The organism is Paenibacillus taihuensis (genome assembly GCF_003386535.1).
Lineage (GTDB): Bacteria > Bacillota > Bacilli > Paenibacillales > Paenibacillaceae > Paenibacillus_Z > Paenibacillus_Z taihuensis.
Genome location: NZ_QTTN01000033.1, coordinates 1 through 24,644, shown reverse-complemented (window position 1 = coordinate 24,644; position 24,644 = coordinate 1). Strand labels below are relative to the sequence as shown.

Genomic DNA, 24,644 nt, shown 5'->3' with positions numbered 1-24,644 from the left:
TGTTGTCAAGCAGGGGCATCATGAAGCAGCTACGGCCGTTCTTCGCAGGCGGCTTTTCATTCATCCTGTTCCTCTCCCTTGCGATGAATGGCTATGCGGCGGAGGACGCGATCATCCGGCATTATGCAGATGTAGAGGAGAGCTGGAGCAAATCGCAGGTCAAGGACGCAGATGGCATCCGGCTTGAAATCGCAGCAGCGGATTTCACGGCGAAGTCCGGTGATGCGGATATCAGCGTCGGAGCGGTAGGCGGCAAGCAGGGCGCGGTGATCTGGAATAACGACAGCGGGCAGCTGAACTACATTGCCCGCGTCCCAGCCGGCGGCCTGTATGAAATCGCCGTGGAATATTATTCAATTGACCCTGTGCAGCAGCCGGTCGAACGGGGGCTTCTTGTCAACGGAAGCCTGCCCTTTGCCGAGAGCGGTAACTTCTTGTTTGAACGGAGGTACGAGAAGGACCGGTATCCGTTCCCGCTGGATGACGGAGGGAACAATATCCATCCGAAGTTCAACGAAGTGAAGCAGTGGACGCTGATGCCGCTGTCGGACCGGAACGGCGGTAACGCCGAGCCGCTGAAGTTCTACCTGAAGCAAGGCGACAATCGCCTGACGCTTACGGGCTTAAACGGCAAGCTGGCGATAGGCAAGCTTGTCGTACAGTCTCCCGAGAAGCTAGAAGATTACGATGCCTATCAGCATCGCTTGCCGGCTGCTTCTGGAGATGATGCTTTCGTGAGCAAGCTGGAAGCAGAGAATACAGCCGCTCAGTCGGGCACGAACATTCAGCTATTGAATATCGCGCAGCCGGGCTTGACACCGCAGCAGAACGGGAAGCGCCTGTTCAACGCCGTAGGCGGCGAAAACTGGTCGAGCGCGCATGACTGGATCGAGTGGAAATTCGATGTTCCGCAGGACGGCATCTACAATATTGCGCTTAAATATGCACAGAACATCAATGCCGACATCAGCTCGTACCGCACCATCGCTATCGACGGCAGGACGCCTTTTCAGGAGCTGCTGGACGTCAGCTTCCCCTACGGCGCTTCGTGGCGGTCGAAGGTGCTGGGCGGCGATAAGCCATATGATTTCTATCTGACCCAAGGCACACATACGCTGCGTCTGACGGTAACGAATGCGCCTTACCGCAATGTGCAGCAGGAGCTTCAGGACACTGTCCGCGGGTTGCGGGAACTGGACCTGAAGGTGCAGAGCATCGTTGGCGTGAACAACGTGGACGTCTATCGGATCTGGAATCTGAAGCAGTACATTCCCGGCATTGACGCTGATCTGAAATTGTATTCGGACACGCTCCGGAAGCAGGCTGAAGCAGTTAGCCGCTTGACGGGCGTCAAAACGAGCGCCTATGGGGAATTGCTGACGGCAGCAAGAGATTTGGACAAATTGTCGCAGCGCGTGGATGACATTCCGAAGCGGGATGACGCCTTAAGCGCCATCTATACAAGCGTCACAGACTGGGCGAATAAGCTGAGCAAGCAGCCGCTTACGCTTGACAGCGTAACGATCAAGAGCAAGAATGCGGCTTTCCCGAGCATTAAAGTGGGCTTTTTCCACAAACTGATATACTACGTGAAACAGTTCTTCGCTTCGTTTGCGGGCGGCGGCACTGCCGTAAAATCCAATGATGCAGATACGATTCAAGTGTGGGTACAGCGCAATAAGAACTACGTCAATCTAATGCAGGATTACGCCAACGAATATTTTACGCCGATGACCGGTATTAAGATCAATGTCAATTATTGCCCGCCGGGCGGCAATCTGCTGGTGCTCGCGAATGCGGCAGGCAAGCAGCCCGACGTAGCGACGGGCGTCGATGCTTACACGGCCTATGCGTTTGCAGAGCGGGATGCGCTGGTGAGACTCGATCAGCTTCAGGGCTTCGGCGATTTGAAGGCGGGCGTCGTGCCTGGCGCGATGCTCCCCTATAGCTTCAAGGGCGGCTACTACGGCCTGCCGGAGGAAGTTATCTATAATGTCCTCTACTACAGAGAGGATGTGCTGAAGCGGCTTAATATCTCCGTCCCGCAGGATTGGGATGACGTCGTTAAGGACATTGCGACGCTAGAGCAGCAGAATTATAACTTTTTCTATCCGTACGGCGATTTCCAAACGTTCTTCGCCCAGCATGACGTGCCGACGTATTCGGAGGACGGCAAGAAAGTGGCGTTCACGACACCGGAGGGCTTCAAGGCATTCCAGTTCTGGACGGACCTGTATATCAAGTACGGCATGCCGCAGCAGATGGCTAATTTCTATCAGCATTTCCGCCTGGGCGATGCTCCGGTCGGCATTGCAGGCATCGACCAATATATCTTGTTCAAGCTGAGTGCGCCTGACATTTCGGGGTTGTGGAATATAACGCTTGCACCAGGGACGAAGGATAGCAGCGGCAATATACAGCGCTGGGAAGCGGGCACGCAGAACGGCGTCATGTTGTTCAAGTCAAATCAGGAGAGACAGGATAAAGCGTGGCAGTTCACGCAGTGGTGGCTCTCGACGAAGACGCAGACGAATTTCGCCAACGATCTCAGCAATTATTTCGGGCCAGAATTTATGTGGTATTCACCGAACCCGAACGTCATTGCGCAGCAGAACTTCTGGAGCAAGGACGTCAAGCGGACTCTCAGTGAGCAGCTGAATTGGTACAAGCCAATTCCGTACGTGCTCGGAGGCTCCTATATGACGCCGAGATCGCTATGGAATGCATGGACAAGCACGGTCATCGACAAGAAAAATTACAGGCAGCAGATGGAATTGGCTGCTAGGGACATACAGGCGGAAATGGACGTAAAGCAGCAGGAGTTCGGCGATAAGCGATGAGAGAGGGAACGAGAGTGAGCAGAAGCACGCACATATGGAATGAGCTGAAACGAAGCAGAACCGCCTATTTATTTCTTGCTCCATTTATGATTTGTTTTATCGTCTTTATCGTAGTTCCCGTATTTACGGCTGCGCTATTGTCCTTTACATCCTTCAATTCCATTCAGCCTCCGAAATTCGTGGGTTTGCTCAATTTCAAAATTATGCTGACGCGCGATTCGGTGCTGATGAAATACGTCATTCCGAATACGTTCAAATTTGCGGTGTTTGTCGGGCCGATCGGCTATGCGATGCAGTTTTTGCTCGCATGGCTGATCAGTCAGCTGCCGAAGCGGCTGAAGAAGGTCTATGTCATGGCGATCTACACGCCGTCAATCGCGGGCGGCGTATTGATCTCCACCGTATGGGTCGTCCTGTTCAGCGGAGACCGTCTCGGCTATCTGAACAATGCGCTCATCAATCTTGGCCTGATTTCACAGCCAATCGCGTGGACGCAAAGCGCAAGCTATCTGCTTGGCATAATGATCTTCGTTACGATTTGGGGCAGCATGGGAGTCGGCTTCCTGTCTCTGTTCGCCGGTCTGCAAAATGTGGACCCGACCTTGTATGAAGCCGGCAAAATCGATGGAATCAAAAATAAGCTGCAGGAGCTGTGGTATATTACGCTGCCTTCCATGAAGCCGCAAATGCTGTTCGCTGCGGTGATGTCGATTGTCGGAGCCTTGAATGCAGGGCAGATCGGCGTCCAACTCTCAGGGCAAAACCCGACGCCGAATTATGCCGGCCAGCTGATTCAAAACCATATTGATGATTACGGGTTCATACGATACGAGCTTGGCTATGCAACGGCGCTTACCTTTATGCTGCTTGTGGCAGCTTATTCATTCACTAGACTAACCTGGCTCGTGCTCGGGAATGAGGATGACAACTGATGCCGAAGAAACTAAGGGTCAAGAGGCTAAGCCGGCTGACCGGATTCGATTATAACAATCTATTGATATTGACTTTGTTCGCGGTCGTATCGATTTTTCCGATTATCTTTATTATCAACAACGCGTTTAAGCCATTATCGGAACTGTTTATGTTTCCTCCCAAGTTTTTTGTCAACAATCCGACGCTGCAAAACTTTGTCGATCTGCTGTCGGTCATGGGCGAATCGCTGGTGCCATTCTCCCGATACGTGTTCAATAGTACCGTCGTCACGATATCCAGCGTGCTGCTCACGATTATGTTCAGTTCGGCGGCGGCTTTTGCTTTCTCAAAGATGGACTTCTTCGGCAGCAAATTCATGTTCAAGCTGATCGTCGTTTCATTGATGTTCTCGCCGGCGGCGGTAAGCATTACCCGTTATCTGGTCATCAGCAAGCTCGGTTTAATCGATTCGTACGCAGCGCTTATTTTGCCACAGGTTGCTTTGCCCGTCGGCGTCTTTCTGATCAAGCAATTCATGGATCAGCTTCCGAAGGAGCTGCTTGAGGCGGCAAGAATGGACGGAGCGAACGAATGGATGGCATTCTACCGCATCGTTATTCCGAATGTGAAGACGGCCGTCGGCACGGTCATGATTCTGTCCTTCCAGTCCGTATGGGCGGATGCGGACAGCTCGACGCTGTATATGATTAGCGAAGCGAAGAAGACGCTCCCCTATTTCGGTGCGACGCTAACGAACGGGTTGACCACTTCGGTCGCCAATCAGGGGGCTTCGGCGGCGATTGCTCTTCTGCTGTTCGTGCCGAATTTCATCATCTTCGCCATTATGCAGCGGTCGATGATCGAGACGATGGTCAATTCCGGAATTAAATGACGGCGGGAGGAGAACAGCAGCTGTGGGACGCAAAAGTATAATAATCATTCCGATTCTAGTGCTCGTATCGATGTTGGCTGGCGCCGGTGCCGTCTTCGCGCAAGCCCCGTATCCTTCTTACGGCATAGGACCCGACAAGCACCTATTCCGCATTCAAACGCCATACATGCCAGTGCGGGTTCTCGGCACCAAGCTGTACGAGAAGAACGAAACGGGGATGCTGACGGACGCGTCGGGGTTGAACAATCCAAACGATATTTTTATCGACGGAAGCGACAGCATCTACGTAGCGGACAATTACAACAACCGGGTTGTCAAAATAAATGATGAAGGCCTCATCCTGCAGCAATTCGGAACAGGAGAAGGCAAGCAGAAACTGAAGGCTCCCGAGGGCGTATATGCGTCGGACAACGGCGACGTCTATGTCGCTGATACCGGCAATCAGAGGATTGCGGTCTACAGCGCCGACGGCCATTGGCTCAAGGAGTACAAGAAACCTGGCGACGTCAGCCTGAAGAACGTGATGTTTGCACCGATCCGGGTTTCGCTCGATGCCAGAGGATTCCTGTTCGTCGTGCTGAAGGGCTCCAATCAGGGCATCGCCGTCCTATCGCCGGAAGGCAAGTTTCAAGGGTTCTTCGGACGGAACAAGACGGAGATGACGCTGATCGATAAGCTGAAGCGCAAGCTCTATACGCAGGAGCAGGTGGAAACGAGCAGCAATCAGGAGGCAGCCTCGGTAAGCGACCTGTTCATCGGCAGCGATCATTACATCTATACCTGTACGCTGAATGTAACCGAGGGGCAAATCAAGAAACTCAACACGAAGGGCGAGGACTTGTTCAAGGATGTCGATATGAAGGTCAGCAGCCGGTTTATCGATGCAAGCGGCGGACTGTCCATCGGCGATATAACGGTGGACAGCAACGGCATTATCTATTCGTTCGACCGCAACAGCGGGCTCGTACTCGTGTACGATAACGACGGGCAGGTGCTGGCGGCTTTCGGCACGAAGCTGACGGGCAACAACTATATTATCGGCAGCTTCGGCGTCCCGGTCAGCATTGCGGTCAATTCCAAAGGCATGATATATGTCGCTGACCAGACTTATAACGGCATTCATGTCTTCAAGCCAACGGAATTTATGAACAAGGTGCTGACGGCGACCAATCTATACAATAACGGCGACTATGCGAAAGCGAAGCCGTACTGGGAGGACCTGCTGAAGCGGAACGTGTTCTATTATAAGGCGCACCTTGGTCTCGGCGGGATTTACTATGAGAACGAGCAGTGGGCCAAATCGATGGAAGAGATGAAGATTGCCGAGAATCAACAGTTGTTTTCCGATGCGTATTGGCAGCTGAGAGTGATTTGGATTCAGCGCAACTTGAACGCCATAGCCGCCTCTTTTGTTCTGCTGGCCGTGATTTTCTATCTCCTGAACAAATGGAAGAGAGGCAAATTAAAGAGAATGAAAGAGGAGCAACCATGAGGGAGCTAATGAACCAGCTGAAGTATTCGTGGAAGGTGCTGCTGCACCCAATCGATGGGTACTACGAGCTTCAGTATCAGGGCAAAGGAAGCATCCTGTCCGCGAGCATTTTGTTCGCGGCCTTCTATGTCTGCGAAATTGCGGTCAAAGCGTTGACCAGCTTCATTTTCAATTTATCTGGGCTAAAGGGTACCTCTCCGCTTCAGCTGCTGGTTTATACCGCAGTTCCGCTGTTCATCTGGATGCTGTCCAATTATTTGGTTGGCGCGATTACGAACGGGCAAGGGAGCTTCAAGTCGCTCTATATCTCTACCGCCTATGCACTGCTGCCGTATATTATTCTCTCGATTCCGCTGGCGCTTCTGTCAAATGCGCTTACCGATGCAGAGCATTCCATCTACAGCTTCTTTCATTTCGTCATCATGGCTTGGGTCGTCGTGATGTTCTATTTGCAGGTGAAGGAAACGCAAGGCTACGAAATCTTCGAAGCGCTAAAAAATATACTGCTCGTACTGTTTGCCGCGGTGCTGATCGTCGTATTCGCGGTTGCACTGTACGGGATATGCCTGCAATCCTACAGCTTCTTAATTGAATTTTTTAGAGAGGTGTTAGCGTTTGATTAAGAACTTCTTGCTCAAAGTCATCAAAACGACGGCAGCCCTCGCTATGATTGGCGCTATTATTTTAGCTTTCCGATATATGAACGGCTCTCATGGGAATGCGGGCGGGACAAGCATAGATGCGAGCGAACCAATTGTTAAAAATTCACAATTGAAGAAGCTGAGTGGAACCGGCCTGCAGAAGGTGGCGGAGAACGACCGCTTGATCGTCAGCATCGACTTCAAGGACGGCAACATCGAGGTGGTTAACAAGCAAAGCGGTTATGTATGGAGAAGCAGGCCGACAGATGCGGAGTTGGCCAAGGAGAAGAGCAACCGGCTTTGGAAGGACACCATCAGCTCGCCGATCGTGTTCAGCTACGTCAACGATTTGAATTCGGCCAATCCGTCCATTGGCAACGTTGCGAATCAGAAGACGAAGATTTCCATCTATCAGCTTGATCATGGCGCAAGAGTATTCTTCACGTTCGCCAAATCCGGCGTTCGGATCGCGTATGACGTTACGCTGAAGGACGATCAACTGAGCGTATCGCTGCCGTGGTACTTGATCCGCGAGCCAGGCGTGACCTATATCAAGAACAAGCTTGGCGCAAACAAAGTGGATAAGGGCAAGACGGTGCTTCTCACCGACATCAGCGTGTTCCCCTTCCTTGGCGCAACACGCAATGATATGGGCGATGACGGGTATTTGTTCGTCCCTGACGGTCCCGGCGCCTTAATCAAGTTTGGAAGCAATAACGGCTTGAACAGCCAATTTATCGGCACGGTGTACGGTGAAGACCTAACCTACTTGAACAACTATGACAAAACGCTTATAAACGCCATGCAGCAAAGCAAAGTGCTGTACCCTGTGTTCGGCATCGTTCGGGAACATAATTCGCTTACTTCCATCATTGACAAAGGCGATACGAATGCGGATATTATCGGCTCCCCAGCCGGCGTTCAAACTGGATTTAATACAGTGAACGCCCGGTTCACCTATCGGAAGAAATATAAGGTCATTACAAGCCCGACGGACGGAAACGGCTATTTCCGTTACGAGGATAAGGGAATCAGGCTGAGCAGGTCGGTCGACTATTTCTTCGGCAGCGGCGATCAGGCGTCTTACGTCGGAATGGCGAAGACGTACCGCAATTATTTGATGCAGTCGAAAGGGCTCAAGAAGCAGGAAGGCTCAGCTGTCGTGCCTCTGCAGCTTAACATTTATGGTGGAACAACCCTGAATACCTTCACTGGGCAATCGTTTGTCAGTATGACTAGCTTCAGGCAGGCGGAGCAAATCGTCGATTATTTCAAGGAGCACGGAATAAACAATGCGGACATCGTCTATGAGGGCTGGGGCAGCAAGGGCGACCCGGTCGGCCAGCCATACCGGTTTCCCCCTGCTTCCGACCTTGGCGGCAATGCGGGCTTGACGGATTTTGTTAAGCATGCGCATAACGCAGGGTACAACGTTTACCTGGAAGACAACAGCACCGTGGCCAATTCCCGCAAAGGAATTTCGCTCGGCAAAGACGCCGTAACGGATGTGCTCGGTAACCCGTTTGATTTCGGTTACTTGGACGACCACTCCTACTTGCTGAACAGCAAGAAGATGATGAAGAGCATCAACAGCAATATTAGCAAATACAAGAAGCTCGGGATCGACGGCATCTCCGAGAACGGCATCGGTATGATGATGAACACGGACTTCAGCAAGAGCGGCTATGTCAGCAGAGCCCAGACGGAAGTAAACTATGCGAAAGCGCTCGATGCGCAGCGAGCTCCGTTCAAGCAGGTGAGAATCGCCAATGCGGCGGCTTTCGCTCTGGCAAACAAAACAACGATCGAATATATGCCAACGGACGGAAGCTATCTGACCGTGCTTGATGAGACAGTGCCATTCTATCAGATTGCGCTTCACGGACTCGTGCCTTACGTACTCGGCAATTACAATACGTTCAGCGAGCCTGCCGTACAGCTGCTGAAGGGGATTGAACTAGGAGGGAATGTCAGCTTTACGGTCACGGCAGAGCCTACGCAGCGGCTGAAGAACAGCGATAACAGCTACTTCTACAGTACGGAGTTCAACGTTTGGAAGGATACAATCGTCAGCGAATACAAGCGCGTGGAGAACGTGCTGAACGCCGTGAACGGTCAATTTATGACCGATTACCGGCAGCTGGCGCCGGATGTGACAGTCATGTCTTATGAGAATGGCGTCAAAGTGGTGTGTAATTATACGGACCAGCCGTTCAGTTATGAGGGCAAGACGGTTCAGCCGAAAGATTTCATACTGGTAAAGGGATCATGACATGATGAAAAAAACGATAACGATTGAAACGAGGAAGAAATTCGTCGGGCTCGCATTTATAAGCTTATGGCTTGTCGGGCTCATTCTGTTCTGGATTTACCCCCTGGTCTATTCCTTGTTCATGAGCCTTAACAAAGTGACCATAATGACAGATCATCTTCAGTTTGATTTTGTCGGCTTCGCGAATTTCAAGAAAGCGCTGACGCAGGATGCGGCGATCCCGAATACGTTTTTGCAATTCATACAGCAGACGGTCCTCATTATTCCGATCATTGTCGTGTTTTCCTTAATTATTGCGCTGCTGCTCAATCAGAAGTTCAAAGGAAGAGGACTTATCCGCGGCATCTTCTTCCTGCCTGTCGTGCTGACAAGCGGTAATTTGATTAACACGCTCGTCGGGCAGAAGCAGGGAAGCATTAGTTTTCTTGTCTCGGTGACGGCGCGGGATACCTTCTCGAGCCTCGGACCGACGTGGGGGGCGACAGTCAATAACATTCTGGCCAATTTCCTTATTATTCTGTGGTACTCCGGGGTGCAGATGCTAATCTTGATCGCCGGCCTTCAAAGCATTAGCCCAAGCGTCTACGAAGCGGCAAAAATCGACGGTGCGAACGGCTGGGAGGCGCTATGGAAAATAACGCTGCCAGGCATCACCCCGTTCATCTTCATCTCGACGGTATACACGATCGTCGACCAGTTTACGCTGACCTCGAATCCGATTCTGAAGATCGTCAACGATACGATATTCGGCTCGAATATGGGGTTTGGCTACGCAAGCGCGATTTCCTGGCTCTATTTTATCGTCATCACGCTGTTCCTGGCCGTTTCGTTCTTGATCTTCCGAAATTCGCTGCGGGGCATGAGAAGGTAGGTGCACTATGAGCAAAATCAAACAGTCGATGGAGCAGCTGGCGCGCCATGACCTCCGGTCAGGCTTCCAGTCGTTCATGCAAGCATTAAGGGGCATCCTGTTCGGCACGAACCTGGAGAAGGGAGGGCTGCTTGGCAAGGCCGTCATTTATTTCCTGCTCGTGACGTTTGCCGTGCTGTATCTGGAGCCGCTCGTTTATATGATCAGCACCTCGTTCAAGGGCTTCTCCGATTTCACCGACCCGACGGCTAAATGGATTCCAAAGGACCCAACCTTCGTCAATTTGAAGTATGCGTTCGACAAAATGAATATTAAACCGATCTTCGTCGAAGGGAAGACGCTCTGGCAAAACCTGTGCAGCTCCACGCTGTTCAATACGGCGACGATCGCTCTGCCTTCCGCGGCGATTCAGGTGTTTACGTGCGCGATTGCGGGTTATGCATTCGGGCGTCTGGAATTTCCGTTCAAGAAGACGATGCTTGTGTTTCTGGTACTGACTTACATCGTACCGCCTAATACGGTATTTATTCCGCTGGCATGGATCTACAAGCAGTACAATCTGCTGAACAGCCCGTTCTGCTTCATTGCGCCAGCGATCTTCGGACAGGGTCTGCGCAGCGGCTTGTTTATTATCATTTACATGCAGTTCTTCCGGAAAATTCCGAAGGAGCTGGAGGAGGCTGCTGCGCTCGACGGGATCGGCTCATTCCGCTTCTTCTGGAAGATCATGTTCCCGCTGGCGAAGCCGGCGATGATTACGGTATTTCTGTTCTCGCTCGTTTGGCATTGGAACGAAACCTACTTGTCCAGCCTCCTCTATACGACGAACACGACGCTGTCGGTGCAGATTGCCAAGGCGAGCATTCCGCCGAACGGAATGGAACTGAACCTGCAGCCGGTGCAGATGGTATCTGGCCTGCTGTTTATCCTTCCTAATCTGCTGATTTATTTGTTTACGCAGCGTTTGTTTACAGAGAGTATCGAGCGGACAGGGATCGTCGAGTAAGCGAAAACCTTATTCGCCGTTTATTTGAGGAGGAGGGTACACGTTAGCGATCGACACTGGTATTTGCTTTTGATCCGGTGACTGAAGTGCATACGCCAATCCGGCTGATTGCAAAACGGGTTGACTTTCTTTCGGGCTCGGCAAAAAGGGCGGATTTGGTCGATGTTGTGTTCAGCGGCGGGCTCGTTCGGCTTCAAGGCGGCAAGGCTGTCTTGTATGCGGGTATCAGCGATGCAGAAGCCCACAGGATCGAAATTCCAGATCCGTTCCTAGCATACGAACAGCGCTAACAATTCAGAGATAAGCAGGCTGGAGCATCAGTTATCGGGCTTCCTGTGGAGATCCAAGTTGAGAAGCTAGGAGTTTTCTCGACTGTCTAAAGGTTTCTGCCGGACTCTCGATCCTCAGCGTGCGTTTCCTCTAGACGCCTGCACCAACCAGCCTGTATAATTGGGTTAATTTTACAAGAGGGCGAGTGGTTTATATGCAAACACGTCAATCGATTTTCTCTGCGAGCACAAAGGTACGGAAGGGATAACCGCGAGCTGAGGTAGTTTGGACAATGCCAGGGGATTTCCTTTCGTGGCCACAAACCACATTTGGAGGGAAAGCGAATGACTTTTAGCCGCTATGGCGCTTTATGTACAGAGGTTTATGATCATACGAAGAAGGTCGGTCAGTCGATCGGCGGAGATATTGAATACTACTCACAGAGGCTGCGGGACTGTGGAGGCGGGCGCTTACTGGAAGCGATGGTCGGCTCAGGGCGCATCATCGTTCCGCTGCTGGAAGCGGGGCTTCAAGTAGACGGAGTCGATGCTTCGCCGGATATGCTTGCATCTTGCCGGAAGCGCTGCGAAGAGCGCGGACTCCTAGCTAATCTCTACCAAGCCGAGCTGCAAGAGCTCGAGCTGCCTAATCTGTACGATGCAATCATCATACCGGCCGGCTCTTTCTTGCTGATCGAGGACCGGGAGCAGTCGATTGCGGCGCTGAAGCGGATGTATGCGCATTTGAAGCCTGGCGGCCGCTTGATGCTGGACTTGTTCTTGCCAGACGCCAACTTTGAGCTGGGCCATTTTGCAGGGACATCGGTGTTCCATATGCAGGATGGCGACCTCATTACAATGGAAGGCAAGCTGATCGAAACAAGCTTCCTGCATCAACACAAAGTGTCGCTGATCAAATATGAGAAGTGGCGCGATGGTGCGCTGATCCAGACGGAGCTGCAGCGATTTGCTTTGCGCTGGTACGGGGTGCACGAATTCAAGGACGTGCTCGAGAGCTGCGGCTTCACGGACATCGTCATATCCGCGGATTTCGAGTATGGCAAGGTGCTCACAAGCGACAAGCAGCAGTACGTATACGAAGCCATACGGCCATAAGAAAAAGGGGCATCCCGCGCATCCATCCAAGACGATGGCATGAGGGGATGCCCCTTTTCTCATTAAGACATAGGGGTGAGGCCCGGAATAGACGTAAACTCCGCAGGCGTGTAACGCCGGTCGGTTACGAGGTTGCCGAACTCATCGATGCCGAAGACCGATACGACGACATTGTTCAAGACAGGGTCAATGACGCTGTACTGAACCTCATATGCGACGTTGCCGCCGATGAAGAAAGTTGTAATTTCAGTCTGATTAGGCGCAAGTATGAACGACTCCGCATAAGCAGGAACGAAGCTGGACGAGTCTACGGAGCTGAACACAAGAACGACGATGGTCGCTGTATCCTCCGTGCTTTCGTTCTTCATGCTGACGACGATGTTGGACGCAGCTGTGCCGAAGTCTCTCGTTTCGTCACAATTCCAGTAGTAAAGGGCATTTTGTGCAACACCTCCTTCCTAAACTCATCAGTATATGGATGGAGGAAAGGATGTCTTGTGCATATGCAACAATGGAAACTATTAATTTTTAGTAGAGTCCGCAGTGCGTCATTTACGAAGAATACAAGTCATTTTACATGCAAAAATGTTATGCTAGTTAACAAAATCAAGGCTAGAACAAGTGAAATGAGGTTAACGCAGTGAATATAGCCGAATTGCAGCATTATGTACGTGAGTTCAGCAAGGCGAAGGACTTTGATAAAAGCACGATCGAGCAGCGGATGCTGTATTTGATGACCGAGGTCGGCGAGCTGTCCAAAGAGGTGCTGTCGGTCTCCTTCCATCCCGACCGGGAGCGGAGCGAGAACCTCGGGCACGAGATGTTCGACGTCGTCTGGAACTTGATGGACCTGGCGAACAAGCTCGGCGTCGACTTGAATGAAGCCTTCGAAGCGAAGATGGCGATTAATGACAAGCGCAGCTGGGGGTAATTGTGGAGGCAGGCCCATGACCGTATTGGTTGTGGGCTTTTTTATTCAAAAGGCCTAAATCGTAGAAACATTTCCCAGCCCAGAGCGTCCAATGGTTAGGGGGAAATAGAGACGGGTGAAGAGGTGGCTGCTATGGGGATGAAGTCGCGAAAACGTGCATTCCTGATGGGGTTCGGCTTATTTGCAGTACTGTTGGTTGCAGGGCTACTTCCGGGTTACGGCGGCAGATTTACCGCGCATGCGCCTGAGAAGCAGCCAGTTCCGGAGAGTGTGCCAGTCACTTCGAACGAAGCAGCAACAGCAGCTAAGATGACCGAGTCGCTAGCCGTGCCAGAAGAGGCTCCGCTCACGCATTCGTTCCAAACGGATTCGGCAGAGAAGCAGGTGCTGTGGCAGGACGGCAAACAGGCTATTTTCGTGCAAAATGGGCAGCTCATCAATACGGCAGGCACCGAATCAGCGGCTGAACAGACGATCTATACTTGGCCAGCGCCATCCTCCTCGCAAGCATGGTTGAACGGGGAATATGCGCTAATTGGCACGCAGCTTATCGCAAGTAAGGACGGCAACCGCGGCTCATGGCTCCTTATCCGAATTGCAGACCAACCCGCTATACTCGGGGAGCAAAAGATGTTCTTCGGACCAGACGATGTGCTCGCAATGGGTTCGGCGAAGGAACCGCGGCTCTTCTTCGCGCAATGCCGCAATGCGGAGTCAATCAGTGAGTATGTGCTCGATCCATCGCGCAAGCAATGGGAGCGGGTAGAAGGCGGCGACTTCTTGGCAGGAGCGGTGAAGCGCACCGGTGCCGTTCCCTATCAACTGGACGCCCCGAAGGTCATTCAGCTTACAGATCAGTCGACAGTTGACGTGTTCACGGAAGCATCGGGCAGTATTGTGTACTATACGATGCCCTATTTTATGGTGAGACGATATGACGGGTTTGAGGTGCTGGACGCGAAGCTGATCCCTTATCTGGATGGTCAGCCGCCGCAAATTCTTGGACGCCTCAAGGATCAGTCGGGCCATGCATGGTTGTCGTTCCTCAATAGCGACCCGATGCCGATTCTGCTTCAGCCGGATGATCGGCTGTGGGAAGGCGAGTGGCGGGCATTGGATGGCAAAACATTCACGCGTGCCTCAGCGAATCGGCTGGAGGTGCTTCAATACGGGCAGGGAGACGACGCGAAGGCTGGAATTCCATCGAGCTATCGCCAATTCGCGACTGCTGGCGCTAAGCTCGTGTCCGCTGCCCAGTCGCTGCTCACCTATGAGAAGGATGACGGGAAGAAGCGCCTGCTCGATTGGCGCGATGTCGTCTATTCTGCCGGTGCGCCGCAGGAGCAGGTATGGGCGTCCCCGCTGCAAGAGAGCATGGATTTTATCGTGAAGCAGGAGCCGCGACCGTCGTGGGATACAGCGATCAAGAGCCACAAGGTCGTTGCGCCCAAAGCGGAGGAGCTGAATACGAATGCATCGGTTCCGGACGATCTCCTCGCTGCGCTGGATCAAGTCAACCGTGAAGGGGACTATGCTGCGGCCAAAACCTTTCGGAAGTTCGGTTCGGACTGGTACGTGCTGGTCGATCGCCAATTGTATGCCTATCAAGATGGACAAATGAATTTGCTGGGCGAGATGCCGGTTACGGTTGTGCATGAGATCGGGGAAGGCGTGAGCGGACATGGCGCGCGAGATTTCATTCGGCTTGAGGAGGGCTGGATCGTTGCGGATACGGAGGGCTCCAGAGTGGTAAAGCTGGATGACCGGCTGCAAGTGATGGCAGAGCTTGAGGTGCCGCAGCCTTACATGCTTGATCTGCGGGAGAACCGTCTGCAGATCGCTTCTTATGCCAAGACAGTAGTAACCGATCCGACGCTGAAGAAGAGTCGCTCGGTCACGCAGTCATTCCAGTCTGCTGCGAAAGGAGATCAGGCTGCGCACGACTTCTGGCCGGATGAATGGTACCGCGACTTGAAGAGAGGACTGACGTGGTATTACTTGGACGGATTTCTGTATCAGTTTGAAGAGCGGAGCGGGCGATATCGTGCTTTCTACTTGGGCGTCAACATCAATGCGAGAGCACATGTACATATCATTCCGTATAACGGCGAAGTGAATGTGCTGCTCGACCATCGGTTGGAGCGTTTCGACCGCGGAGGCAAGTGGCTGGGCACATTGCCGTTCCCGCGCGGCAACCCGGACAGCATCTATGACCGGACGCCGCAAGGCGAGAATTCGCTCGTTATGGATGAAGCATCGGACAGTCTTTATCTCGTGCAGGGCTACCGCATTCTTCGCATTGATCTGAAAGAGCAGACGCTGCAAATGGTATTCGGACAGAACGATGCGGATATCGGCAAGCTGATGCCATATAAGGGCAGATTGTATGCGGTACTGCACAGCAATCAGGCCGACATCGACCGTCACCTGCAAGAAGGGGATGCCGCGACAACGAGTATGAATACGGAAATCGTGGAGATCGATCCAGCGAAGAAGAGCGTACATCGGTATATCGTTGAGGGTTACTATGACGCAATCAGAGTCGGGCGCGGCTCGGAATCTGCGGTTCATATGGACCTGATTCAGTATACAGCGTCGAACTAATCAAGTGAACCTGATACATTGAGAAAGGCTGTCGAGATGGTTCTCGACAGCCTTTGGATTGGGAAGAAGTCCAGCAGACCCGCTACATTCGCTGAAAATTGCTCAAAAGAGTGGAAGAAGTCCAGCAGACTAGCTGAGAGTCGCAAAATCCGACTCTCGGAAAATAAAACCGCAGCGTTTAGTGCTGAGAGACGGAAAACTCGCCGTGCTTTCCGCACTGCCATCTCCGCTATATTGGATATATCCACTCATTTTGCTGTTTTAGACGAATTGCAGCAGCTATGTTGGATTTATCCACTCATTTTCGGCTAGAAGCGCTCAAAAGGGCGATTTCGGACAGAAATGAGTGGATTTTTCCATTATAGGTCGCGATTTAGGTCGTTTTGGCCATGCTACGTTGGATTAATCCAATGTAGATGGGGCAGGGGCGAGAAGGAGCGGGAGTAGGAGTAGGGGTAGGAGTAAGAGTAGGAGTGGAAGTGGAAGTGGAAGGGCGAGCGGAAGTAGGAGCAGAAGCTGCCACCAGCGCCATCTGCGCCACCAGTGCTGCCTTATTTACCAGCGCACGTTTTGCCAGTCACGCTGGCTCTCTTCACGAAACCGCTGCACCCATTGCTCCGCGACATCATCAGCCAGCTTGTCGAAAGCCGGCGGGGCGATGCTCACATGCTCGGAAGGCACCTCTAAGAACTCCAACACATTCCGAACCGTACCTTCATAGTCCTGGATGAAATCCTCGTACACAATCGTCAGCGGCATCATGTTTGACTCGGTGAAGAAGTCTTCCATCGCTGCCTCGCACATCGTACTCTCGAGAACAAGATGCCGAATCGCATCGTAATTATACTGATCGGCAATATCGACCTCCTGCGGCTTTTCCCCGAACCTGCGATGCCATTCGCCGGATACGATTGCACGCCACCAAGAGACGGCCAATCTAACTTTGTTGCGGCGTGTCATATAAATATGCTTGGAGCAATTCGGGAATGCCGTGCTCCATACTTCTGCTCGAGACGTATGCTCAGGCAGCTCGAACATTGTGCGGAATGTATCAATCCATCTCTGCTCGAAACCGATTTTGATCCCGAAAACACCATTCGTCGATGTGCCTTCCTCCCATTTCTGTTCAAGGTCCGCTCGCGTCATCGTCGCGGGGTCATTGTACTCGTAATGCAGCCATTCAGCCGGATTGCCTGCCACTCCAGTCGAGGCGAGCGCCTCTCCTAGCAATGTGCTTCCCGTACGCTGCGAGAACCAGATGGTATAGCTTAATTTAGGTTTTGCCATAAGATAATTGCACCTTCTTTCTGTTGTAAGGCTATTCTAGCAACTTGCCCGCCCTGCATATAGGCAACGAACAGCTTAGAACGATTCTTTACCCATCCAAGCAAAAGGCCACACTAGACATTCATCTAATGTGACCTCGTATCTTGCATCTTGTATCTTGCATGCTGCAGCTTATTTCATTTTCCCATACACGATCTTCCTAATGCTCTCGCAGGAGAGGAAGAACTGCTCCGCGAGCTGATCGACCGCAGCGCCCCCTGCGAAGCATTGGCGAATTTCGATGTTTCGTTGCTGTATATAAGCTCTGCTGCCAGAGTTCACGCCCCAGCCCTCGCGTTCACCTTCAGGCTTAGGAATGTAAACCATAGCACCATGGATATACTTCTGAACTTCCTTCAGTAATTCATCTGGTAAAATAGCTGCGTTCACGTATTTCACGATCACTCTACCCCTTAAATGATAGTGATTTTTAAGGAAGCAAAGTCGCATTATAAATACCATTTGGGTGTTCAAAGACGGTCTCTAAACTTTCGCTCTATACAAACAACCGTCGTTGTTTATAATGCAAACTTTGCATAGAGCGACTTCTCTTTGTCATCGAGCATGCCATAGGCCCCCTACTCCTTAATGCTTCTCAAGCCAATCCAGCATCACGGCAAAAACCTCATCGCGCTTCGTTTCATTATGCAGCTCATGCTTGTAATCCGGCCATTCCATGAAGGTGCAGAGCGGTCCGGCCGCCTTGGCGAACTGCCTGCTCGCATGGATGGAGGTTACTTTATCGTTGCCGCCGTGCATGAGCAGGAGCGGCAATTTCCATTTGGACGCATGCTTCAGCGCCCACAGTCCGGCGCTTTGCACGCTGAAGAAGAACCTCGCGGTAATCGCCCCGTGACCGAGCGGATCTTCCTGATACCGCTTGATCATGACCGGATCGCTCGTTAAATGATCGCCCTTCATCGGGCGTGACGTCGTATACGCGGGGAACAGCCGCTGAACAATGCGCGCAGCGACAACCTGCAGCGGCGGCGGGTTGAAGGCGAGCTTCAGCCACGGTCCAGTGACGATCGCCCCTGCAATGTCCGGCTTCCGCCGCAAAATATAATTCAGCGCGACATTGCCGCCCATACTGTGCGCGAGTATATAAATAGGCACCCCGGGATATTGCTTCCGGGCTTCCGCAAGCATGGCGCCAACGCCGTCCAAAAGCCCATCATAGGCAGCGGTATGTCCGCGCTTGCCTTCGGTGCGGCCGTGGCCGAGCTGGTCGAAGCCGAACGCGGCATAGCCGGCGCCGGTAAGCACCTCCGCAACATGCGCATACCTGCCGAGATGCTCGCCCATGCCGTGCACGATGGCAACGACACCTCGTACCGGCTCATCGCCAGTCCCTCGCCATTCTGCTGCAAACCTCCGCGTACCATCCTCGCATACGAGCTCAAAGTTGCGCTCATTCATTTAGGCAGCACCTCCATAAGCTAATGGCAACCCTTATTGCAAACTTTACCATACCAAGGCGCGTTTTAAAATTGACAACCGAATCCGCTTTCACGAAAAGAAGGAAATCGCCCCTCCGGGGATGAAATGGTTAATGGAATCCATGCTTCACATTATGCGGCAAGTCATGCTTAGAAAGGTGAGTGTTATGCAAAAAACGAAGATCGGCATCATCGGCTGCGGAGCCATCAGCAGCATCTACCTGGAGAATTGCACGAAGACGTTCGCGATACTGGAGGTTGCGGCTGTAGCCGACTTGAACCTCGAGATGGCGCGCAAACGCGCAGAGGAGTACGGCATCCCGAAGGCATGCTCCGCCTCGGAGCTGCTCGCTGACCCGGAGATTGAAATCGTGATCAATTTAACATCCCCTCATGTCCATACGGAAGTGAACCTGCAGATCCTGAACGCGGGCAAGCATGTATATTCGGAGAAGCCTTTTGCCTTCACGAGGGAAGATGCGGACAAGGTACTTAACCTCGCGAAGGAACGGGGACTTCGTGTCGGCATCGCGCCTGACACCTTCCTGGGCGGCGGGCTGCAGACAGCGCGCAAGCTGATCGATGACGGCTGGATCGGCAAGCCTTACATGGCGAGCGGCCTCATTCTGATGGGCAACGCTTGGGATGGCATGCATCCGAATTTCCACCACTATTTGCAGACGGGCTGGGACCCGATTTTTGATATGGCGCCTTATTATTTAACGGCATTCGTTCATTTGCTCGGTCCGGTTCGCCGCGTCAGCGGTTCGGCAGGCTCGGTACACAGCGAGTACACGGTGGGCAACCCGCAGTCGCCGCGTTATGGGGAGACGGTTCCGGTTGGCGCGCCAATGCACGTGTCGGCAACGCTGGACTTCGAGAATGGAGCAATGGCGAGCCTGCAAGTGGCAAAAGAAAGCTTCGGCTACACGCCGCGACTGGAGATTTACGGTACGGAGGGCATCCTGCATGTGAACGATCCGAATATGTTCGACGGCGCGATCACGCTGCAGCAGCGTAACGGTACGGTGAAGGAATTCCCGTATTCGCACGGTTTCTCACAGAACTCCCGCGGTATCGGCGTTGCGGACATGGCGTATGCGATCCGTTCCGGCAGAGCGCACCGCGCAAGCGGAGAGCTGTCGCGTCACGTGCTTGACGTGACGATCGGCATTCTGGAGTCGTCGAAGACGGACAAGCATGTGTATATGACAGCGGGCTGCGAGCGTCCTGCACCATTGCCGCTAGGACTCATTTATAACCAGCTCGATCAATAAGGAACGAACCGCAACGGATTATAACAAAAGTAAACATATTCTAACGTCGAACGACGTGAACTTGTTGTATACTGGAGTATAGAAGCAAGCACGGTAGAAGCTTCACACCACAACGATACAAAATATGGGGGTTATTGCATTATGAATCAAACACTCCGTGTTGGCCTGATTGGTTACGGCTTCGCTGGAAGCGTATTTCATGCACCAGTAGTCACCGCAGTTCCGGGACTCGAATTAGCCGCAGTCGTCGAGCGTCGGAGCGCGCATTCCAAAGAGCGTTTCCCATGGGTTAATGTCGTTAAAGACGTTCGCGATTTGTATGAAGATCCTTCGATTGACCTTATCATTGTGACGACACCGAGTACGGACCACTTCAACTTCGTGCGGGATGCGCTGCTTGCCGGCAAGCATGTCGTTGTAGAGAAGCCGTTCACGCCGACAGCTGCCGAAGCGGACGAGCTTATCGCGCTCGCGAAGCAGCAGGGCAAAGTGGTCAGCGTCTTCCATAACCGACGCTATGACGGCGATTTCCTAACGCTCAAAGAGCTGCTGAACCAAGGCATGCTCGGCGAAGTAAGAGAGTGCACGTTCCGCTGGGACGGCTTCGATCCGGTGCTGACGTCCACGAACTGGCGTGAAGGAGCAGCTCAGGGCAACGGTGTATTCTACGATCTTGGCGTTCACCTTCTTGATCAAGCGCTTACGCTGTTCGGCAATCCGGATGCAGTAAGCGGAGACGTTCGCAAGCAGCGCGAAGGCGCACAAGCGCATGATTACTTCGATGTGACGCTGTTCTACGGCGATCATCTGAAGATTAATTTGCGCTCGTCCCGTTTCGTGCGTGAAGCGACTCCGCGTTATGTGCTGCACGGTACGAAAGGCACGTTCATCAAGTACGGCGTTGACCCGCAGGAACCGGCGCTTATTAACGGCGGACAACCGAATACGCCGCATTGGGGCAAAGAGCCGCGCGAGCTGTGGGGCAAGCTGAACACGTCGATTGGCGGCCTTCATGTTGAAGGCGTTGTCGAGACAATTGCAGGGTCATATGCGGATTATTATAAAAATGTTTACGAGCACATTATTGGGCAAGCGGAGCTGGAAGTGAAGCCGGAGCAAGCAAGAGATGCGATCCGCATCATTGAGCTGGCGCTTCAAAGCAGCGAGGAAGGCAGAAAGCTGCCGATCACGCTGTAACAGCTGACCGCAGCGGCTACGGCTCGGCTCGGGCCGGGGCTGTCATTAGGAGAGGAGTGCAGGCGATGTTTCCGTTTCAAACGTCATTAAACGCATCAACCTTGTTTCCTTATAAACTGAATGTACTGGAGCAGATCGCGATTGCCGGGGAAGCGGGCTATGAGGGGATCGAGCTGTGGGTGTCCGAGATCGAGAGCTATCTCGCCGGCGGCGGCACCGCAGAAGCGATTCGCGAAGCGCTGTCCGGCCATAACGTCGCGTTCGTGAATGCGATCGCCTTCTTCAAGTGGGCGGACGAGAACGAAGCCGTGCGGGAGGAAGCCTTCGCGCAGGCGGAGCGTGAGCTTCGGATGCTGGCTGAGCTCGGCTGCCGCGCTGCGGCTGCTCCGCCTTTCGGCGATGTGGCGAACGTCGGCCTGGAAGATATGGGCCGCCACTTTGCAAGACTATCGGCGCTTGCTCGTGAGATCGGCATCGACGTATATGTCGAGTTCTGGGGCCGCGCAAGCCAGCTGTACACTGCTAATCAAGCACTTGAAGTGATGCGCGCATCAGGCTTGGCAGATGCGCAGATGCTGCTCGACCCGTTCCACATGTACACGGGCGGGAGCGCTGTCGATGATCTGAAAGGTCTGAAGGGCAGTCAAATTGGCATCATGCATGCCAATGATTACCCGGCGTCGCCGAGCCGCGAGACGATTACGGATGCGGAGCGGGTATTCCCGGGCGAAGGCATTGCGCCTTCGAAGGAAATTGCCGAGACGCTCTATGCGTCAGGCTACCGCGGCTTCCTGTCGCTGGAGCTGTTCATTGCGGACTTCGGCTCGCAGACCGCGCTGGAAACAGCGGTGAAGGGACTGCGGACGCTGAAGGAAACGTATCAGGTTGCAGGCGAATAACACGTTGCGATGGAAGTGAACCGAACTTTAAAACTGGGCGTTTTCGGCAGGGTGCCGGCGCTCGGTTTTTTATTTTTCTTGCATATTTACAAGTGTGTCATCGATGACATATAATCGCGGCACTGAAGAACCAGCGAACAGAGAAGGACCTTAAGGCTTAATGTGACAACGATGAGATACATACATCAGATTATGCTCCTGTCTTACAACGACGATGATGGTGGTCATATCTAGTGAAAATCGTAACGTACACAGTGCCGAAAACGATGGTCGTGGAAAGCAACGATCTGTGGCAGTATTCAATCCGCAGCTGCGATCCGGGTGTCTGGTATATGGGCTGTTCGAACGTTGGCCATGTTGTTGAAATTGGCAGCGCTGTCACGGAGCTTGCGGCAGGCGATCTGGTCTATTCGAGCGGTCCGCATCAGTCACACCTTGTTCGTCCAGAGCGAGACTTCATCCAGCTGCCGGATACGGTGAAGCCAGAGCAAGCCATCTTCTTCACGAATCTGATGACAACGTATAACGGAATGAAGTCCGAACGTGAAGGTCGTATTCGATAGTTATCATCAGCAAATCATGGAGGGCGTTACATGGGACTGGAATATTTCCCGGTTCAGGAGCCGGCAGTCGGTTTAAAAGAAGCACTTGGATCATAGGTTGTGATTGAAACGAAGTGATTGAGTTGGAGTGACTGAAGCGAAGTGATGACGAGGAGTGGGATGAATGGAGCTTACGAAAGAGCAGCTTGCGTTCTTTGACACCTTTGGGTTTATCAAATTTTCCGGCCTGCTGAAGGCGGACATCGCATGGATTACAGAAGAGTTCGAAGCCGTCTTCCCGATGTTTGAGGAGAAGCATGACGGGTCGCGGAGAACGATGATCGTGCCGTTCGTCGATCAGCGCGAGCAGCTGTGCAGCCTCGTGGATGATGCCCGGATTGCGGGCATTGCAAGGTCCCTGCTCGGCGACGATTTCAACTACATGGGCAGCGACGGCAACTATTACACCGGCGATACGGGCTGGCACCGGGACGGCGAAAATCGCGCGCGCAGGCATATCAAGATCGCGCTCTATCTCGACACACTCGACGGATCGAATGGCGCGCTTCGTGTCATTCCGGGCAGTCATCGGCTCGATGACCAGTTCGGCATCGAGGTTAGGCAGGTGAGCAAGTCGCAGGCAGCGCTTGGCATTGCGGGACCGGATGTGCCTGCGGTGGCACTCGATGTCGTACCGGGCGACGTGCTGGTGTTCGACCACAATCTGTTCCATGCTTCGTTCGGCGGCAGCACGCACCGGCGCATGTTCACGCTGAACCTGTGCGAGCGGTTCAAGAGCGAAGCGCTGGAAGAGCTGCGCGCTTATGTGTTGTTGCACTCGCACTATCGGCGCGAGCATTATTACGGCTCCGCGATGCTGCGCAGCGCCGGACCCGCGCGGATGGTTCATCTCGAGCAGGTGGATGCCGCTTGCGGCGACTACGCCGAGCGCACGAAGGACCTGCCGCAGCTGCCGCTGAAGGCGCTGATTTAGTTTGGAAGGGGCGATCCCGGAGATGGGGGAGCCCTTTTTTTTTTGTTGTGGAGGGAAGGGTTGGAGGCTTTGAGGCAATGTGTATCCTTGGGGGATACACATTGAGGAGGACCGGCGGTTTTGAGGAAAAGTGTATCCCTGAGGGATACACTTCGAGGAGAAATGGTGGTTTGGAGATGAAGTGTATCCCTGAGGGATACTCAGCTAGGAGAAATGATGATTTCGAGATGAAGAGTATCCCTGAGGGATACACATTCAATTGGAACCAGCCGAAGAAATCCAGCAAACCAGCTAGATTGCCAAAAGTGACTCAAACCAGCCGAAGAAGTCCATCAAACCAGCTACATCCGCCAAAAGTTACTCAGATAAGTCGAAGAAGTCCATCAAAGCAGCTACATCCGCTGAAAGTTACTCAAATTCACCAAAGAAGTCCATTAGACCAGCTACATCCGCCAAAAGTTACTCAAACTAGCCAAAGAAGTCCAGCAAACCAGCTAGATGAACGCTAGTCCCAAAAATGTAACACAATTGAAATCCTATCTTTAGGTTAGTTTTAGGTAGGGCGTATATAATTAATTTCGACCCCCTTTATTAAATATACCTTAGACCCGCAGCCCGTTGCTGTGGGTCTCTTTTTTATGAAGAATTAGCTCTCAGCGGCGGAATAAGCGGTAGGCGGGTTTCCAAAGTATCGGCCGTCAGCGTCAGATAGATGCTTTCTTGCAGAAGTAGCAGTTAGAGTAGGGGCGGTTCCCGGCGGACGGGATCCGCCTTTTGTGCGCTTGGCAGCGCAATCGACTAAGGAGTGAAAGTCTCTAGCACACCGCGAGGTGGCGGAAGTGCATAGCTGACGCATAGTGCTTTGTCCGCGAGGAGAGGTGCGGAGGATGCGAAGGCAAAACCCGGAACAGGCGGCATACCAAGTTGGCTGACAGAGCCGGATAACCCTGCAAAAGAAGGGGAGGTCCAATACCACCAGTGGCTCTGGAAGTTAGGAGGACTGGTTTCGGGGGAAAGTCGGTTGACGTGACCCAAGGAGATCTCATCGTCTCCGCTAAGAAGCGGTAACCCTTGTTCGAAACCGTGACGGTTAAGGCGAGGTTATGGAGGGTGAGAAGTCAGAC

The 24,644-nt window shown here is 52.8% G+C and carries 21 protein-coding genes; 17 read left to right on the top strand and 4 right to left on the bottom strand.

Translation table 11 applies throughout. The features are described 5' to 3' along the window. The first annotated feature begins 20 nt into the window (after positions 1-20). The 10 genes from A8990_RS22625 to A8990_RS22580 all read left to right on the top strand — a co-directional run bounded on the left by A8990_RS22625 (position 21) and on the right by A8990_RS22580 (position 12,311). Positions 21-2,840, top strand: coding sequence for an extracellular solute-binding protein (locus A8990_RS22625; protein WP_116191324.1), 2,820 nt, complete (start codon positions 21-23; stop codon positions 2,838-2,840). A 14-nt stretch (positions 2,841-2,854) separates the two neighbouring features. Next, a complete protein-coding gene (locus A8990_RS22620; RefSeq protein WP_245996156.1) occupies positions 2,855-3,772 on the top strand; it encodes a carbohydrate ABC transporter permease in 918 nt (305 codons plus the stop codon). Further along, positions 3,772-4,644: a carbohydrate ABC transporter permease gene (locus A8990_RS22615; RefSeq protein WP_116191323.1), complete on the top strand. Its 873-nt coding sequence runs from the start codon at positions 3,772-3,774 to the stop codon at positions 4,642-4,644. Before A8990_RS22620 ends, A8990_RS22615 begins: the two co-directional genes overlap by 1 nt. A gap of 22 nt (positions 4,645-4,666) precedes the next feature. Further along, the gene (locus tag A8990_RS22610) at positions 4,667-6,136 is read left to right on the top strand and encodes a hypothetical protein (protein ID WP_116191322.1); all 1,470 of its coding nucleotides are present in this window, start codon (positions 4,667-4,669) and stop codon (positions 6,134-6,136) included. Then, positions 6,133-6,759: a YIP1 family protein gene (locus A8990_RS22605; RefSeq protein WP_181909731.1), complete on the top strand. Its 627-nt coding sequence runs from the start codon at positions 6,133-6,135 to the stop codon at positions 6,757-6,759. Before A8990_RS22610 ends, A8990_RS22605 begins: the two co-directional genes overlap by 4 nt. After that, the gene (locus tag A8990_RS22600; RefSeq protein WP_116191320.1) at positions 6,752-9,049 is read left to right on the top strand and encodes a DUF5696 domain-containing protein; all 2,298 of its coding nucleotides are present in this window, start codon (positions 6,752-6,754) and stop codon (positions 9,047-9,049) included. Before A8990_RS22605 ends, A8990_RS22600 begins: the two co-directional genes overlap by 8 nt. A gap of 1 nt (position 9,050) precedes the next feature. Beyond that, a complete protein-coding gene (locus A8990_RS22595; protein ID WP_116191319.1) occupies positions 9,051-9,920 on the top strand; it encodes a carbohydrate ABC transporter permease in 870 nt (289 codons plus the stop codon). 7 nt (positions 9,921-9,927) lie between these two features. Next, the gene (locus tag A8990_RS22590; RefSeq protein ID WP_116191318.1) at positions 9,928-10,926 is read left to right on the top strand and encodes a carbohydrate ABC transporter permease; all 999 of its coding nucleotides are present in this window, start codon (positions 9,928-9,930) and stop codon (positions 10,924-10,926) included. 56 nt (positions 10,927-10,982) lie between these two features. After that, positions 10,983-11,216, top strand: a complete 234-nt coding sequence (locus tag A8990_RS22585; protein WP_116191317.1) for a DUF1861 family protein — start codon at positions 10,983-10,985, stop codon at positions 11,214-11,216. Positions 11,217-11,540: 324 nt separating this feature from the next. Then, positions 11,541-12,311 (top strand): class I SAM-dependent methyltransferase, encoded by a 771-nt coding sequence (locus A8990_RS22580; RefSeq protein WP_116191316.1) that lies wholly within the window; start codon positions 11,541-11,543, stop codon positions 12,309-12,311. 62 nt (positions 12,312-12,373) lie between these two features. Here A8990_RS22580 and A8990_RS22575 read toward each other — a convergent pair whose 3' ends face one another. Beyond that, positions 12,374-12,679, bottom strand: coding sequence for a hypothetical protein (locus A8990_RS22575; protein ID WP_116191315.1), 306 nt, complete (start codon positions 12,677-12,679; stop codon positions 12,374-12,376). A gap of 272 nt (positions 12,680-12,951) precedes the next feature. Between A8990_RS22575 and A8990_RS22570 the strand changes: the two genes are divergently transcribed. Both A8990_RS22570 and A8990_RS22565 read left to right on the top strand, forming a co-directional pair. Continuing rightward, positions 12,952-13,242, top strand: a complete 291-nt coding sequence (locus A8990_RS22570) for a MazG nucleotide pyrophosphohydrolase domain-containing protein (RefSeq protein WP_116191314.1) — start codon at positions 12,952-12,954, stop codon at positions 13,240-13,242. Positions 13,243-13,380: 138 nt separating this feature from the next. Further along, positions 13,381-15,846, top strand: coding sequence for a hypothetical protein (locus tag A8990_RS22565; RefSeq protein ID WP_147306852.1), 2,466 nt, complete (start codon positions 13,381-13,383; stop codon positions 15,844-15,846). Between the two features lie 555 nt (positions 15,847-16,401). Here A8990_RS22565 and A8990_RS22555 read toward each other — a convergent pair. From A8990_RS22555 to A8990_RS22545, 3 genes are all read right to left on the bottom strand, one after another. After that, positions 16,402-17,133: a Stf0 family sulfotransferase gene (locus tag A8990_RS22555; RefSeq protein WP_116191311.1), complete on the bottom strand. Its 732-nt coding sequence runs from the start codon at positions 17,131-17,133 to the stop codon at positions 16,402-16,404. A 171-nt stretch (positions 17,134-17,304) separates the two neighbouring features. Then, complete coding sequence (locus tag A8990_RS22550) at positions 17,305-17,571, bottom strand: CD3324 family protein (RefSeq protein WP_116191310.1); 267 nt, start codon at positions 17,569-17,571, stop codon at positions 17,305-17,307. A gap of 186 nt (positions 17,572-17,757) precedes the next feature. Next, positions 17,758-18,591 (bottom strand): alpha/beta hydrolase, encoded by an 834-nt coding sequence (locus A8990_RS22545; RefSeq protein ID WP_116191309.1) that lies wholly within the window; start codon positions 18,589-18,591, stop codon positions 17,758-17,760. Between the two features lie 187 nt (positions 18,592-18,778). Here A8990_RS22545 and A8990_RS22540 point away from each other — a divergent pair, with 187 nt between their 5' ends. The 5 genes from A8990_RS22540 (at position 18,779) to A8990_RS22520 (ending at position 23,520) form a co-directional block, all read left to right on the top strand. Next, positions 18,779-19,888, top strand: a complete 1,110-nt coding sequence (locus A8990_RS22540) for a Gfo/Idh/MocA family protein (RefSeq protein WP_116191369.1) — start codon at positions 18,779-18,781, stop codon at positions 19,886-19,888. A 141-nt stretch (positions 19,889-20,029) separates the two neighbouring features. Then, positions 20,030-21,085 carry an oxidoreductase gene (locus tag A8990_RS22535; RefSeq protein ID WP_116191308.1) on the top strand — a complete coding sequence of 352 codons (1,056 nt, stop codon included), beginning with the start codon at positions 20,030-20,032 and terminating at the stop codon, positions 21,083-21,085. Positions 21,086-21,150: 65 nt separating this feature from the next. Next, positions 21,151-21,984 (top strand): sugar phosphate isomerase/epimerase family protein, encoded by an 834-nt coding sequence (locus A8990_RS22530; protein ID WP_116191307.1) that lies wholly within the window; start codon positions 21,151-21,153, stop codon positions 21,982-21,984. 233 nt (positions 21,985-22,217) lie between these two features. Beyond that, positions 22,218-22,547, top strand: coding sequence for an MDR/zinc-dependent alcohol dehydrogenase-like family protein (locus tag A8990_RS22525; protein WP_116191306.1), 330 nt, complete (start codon positions 22,218-22,220; stop codon positions 22,545-22,547). A 163-nt stretch (positions 22,548-22,710) separates the two neighbouring features. Beyond that, positions 22,711-23,520: a phytanoyl-CoA dioxygenase family protein gene (locus tag A8990_RS22520; RefSeq protein ID WP_116191305.1), complete on the top strand. Its 810-nt coding sequence runs from the start codon at positions 22,711-22,713 to the stop codon at positions 23,518-23,520. Positions 23,521-24,644: the final 1,124 nt, after the last annotated feature.

Coding starts and splice junctions, on each gene's coding strand:
- A8990_RS22575 (WP_116191315.1), bottom strand. CDS start 12,679: ATGAAGAACGAAAGCACGGAGGATACAGCGACCATCGTCGTTCTTGTG.
- A8990_RS22545 (WP_116191309.1), bottom strand. CDS start 18,591: ATGAATGAGCGCAACTTTGAGCTCGTATGCGAGGATGGTACGCGGAGG.
- A8990_RS22580 (WP_116191316.1), top strand. CDS start 11,541: ATGACTTTTAGCCGCTATGGCGCTTTATGTACAGAGGTTTATGATCAT.
- A8990_RS22535 (WP_116191308.1), top strand. CDS start 20,030: ATGAATCAAACACTCCGTGTTGGCCTGATTGGTTACGGCTTCGCTGGA.
- A8990_RS22595 (WP_116191319.1), top strand. CDS start 9,051: ATGATGAAAAAAACGATAACGATTGAAACGAGGAAGAAATTCGTCGGG.
- A8990_RS22530 (WP_116191307.1), top strand. CDS start 21,151: ATGTTTCCGTTTCAAACGTCATTAAACGCATCAACCTTGTTTCCTTAT.
- A8990_RS22615 (WP_116191323.1), top strand. CDS start 3,772: ATGCCGAAGAAACTAAGGGTCAAGAGGCTAAGCCGGCTGACCGGATTC.
- A8990_RS22555 (WP_116191311.1), bottom strand. CDS start 17,133: ATGGCAAAACCTAAATTAAGCTATACCATCTGGTTCTCGCAGCGTACG.
- A8990_RS22565 (WP_147306852.1), top strand. CDS start 13,381: ATGAAGTCGCGAAAACGTGCATTCCTGATGGGGTTCGGCTTATTTGCA.
- A8990_RS22540 (WP_116191369.1), top strand. CDS start 18,779: ATGCAAAAAACGAAGATCGGCATCATCGGCTGCGGAGCCATCAGCAGC.
- A8990_RS22625 (WP_116191324.1), top strand. CDS start 21: ATGAAGCAGCTACGGCCGTTCTTCGCAGGCGGCTTTTCATTCATCCTG.
- A8990_RS22520 (WP_116191305.1), top strand. CDS start 22,711: ATGGAGCTTACGAAAGAGCAGCTTGCGTTCTTTGACACCTTTGGGTTT.
- A8990_RS22605 (WP_181909731.1), top strand. CDS start 6,133: ATGAGGGAGCTAATGAACCAGCTGAAGTATTCGTGGAAGGTGCTGCTG.
- A8990_RS22590 (WP_116191318.1), top strand. CDS start 9,928: ATGAGCAAAATCAAACAGTCGATGGAGCAGCTGGCGCGCCATGACCTC.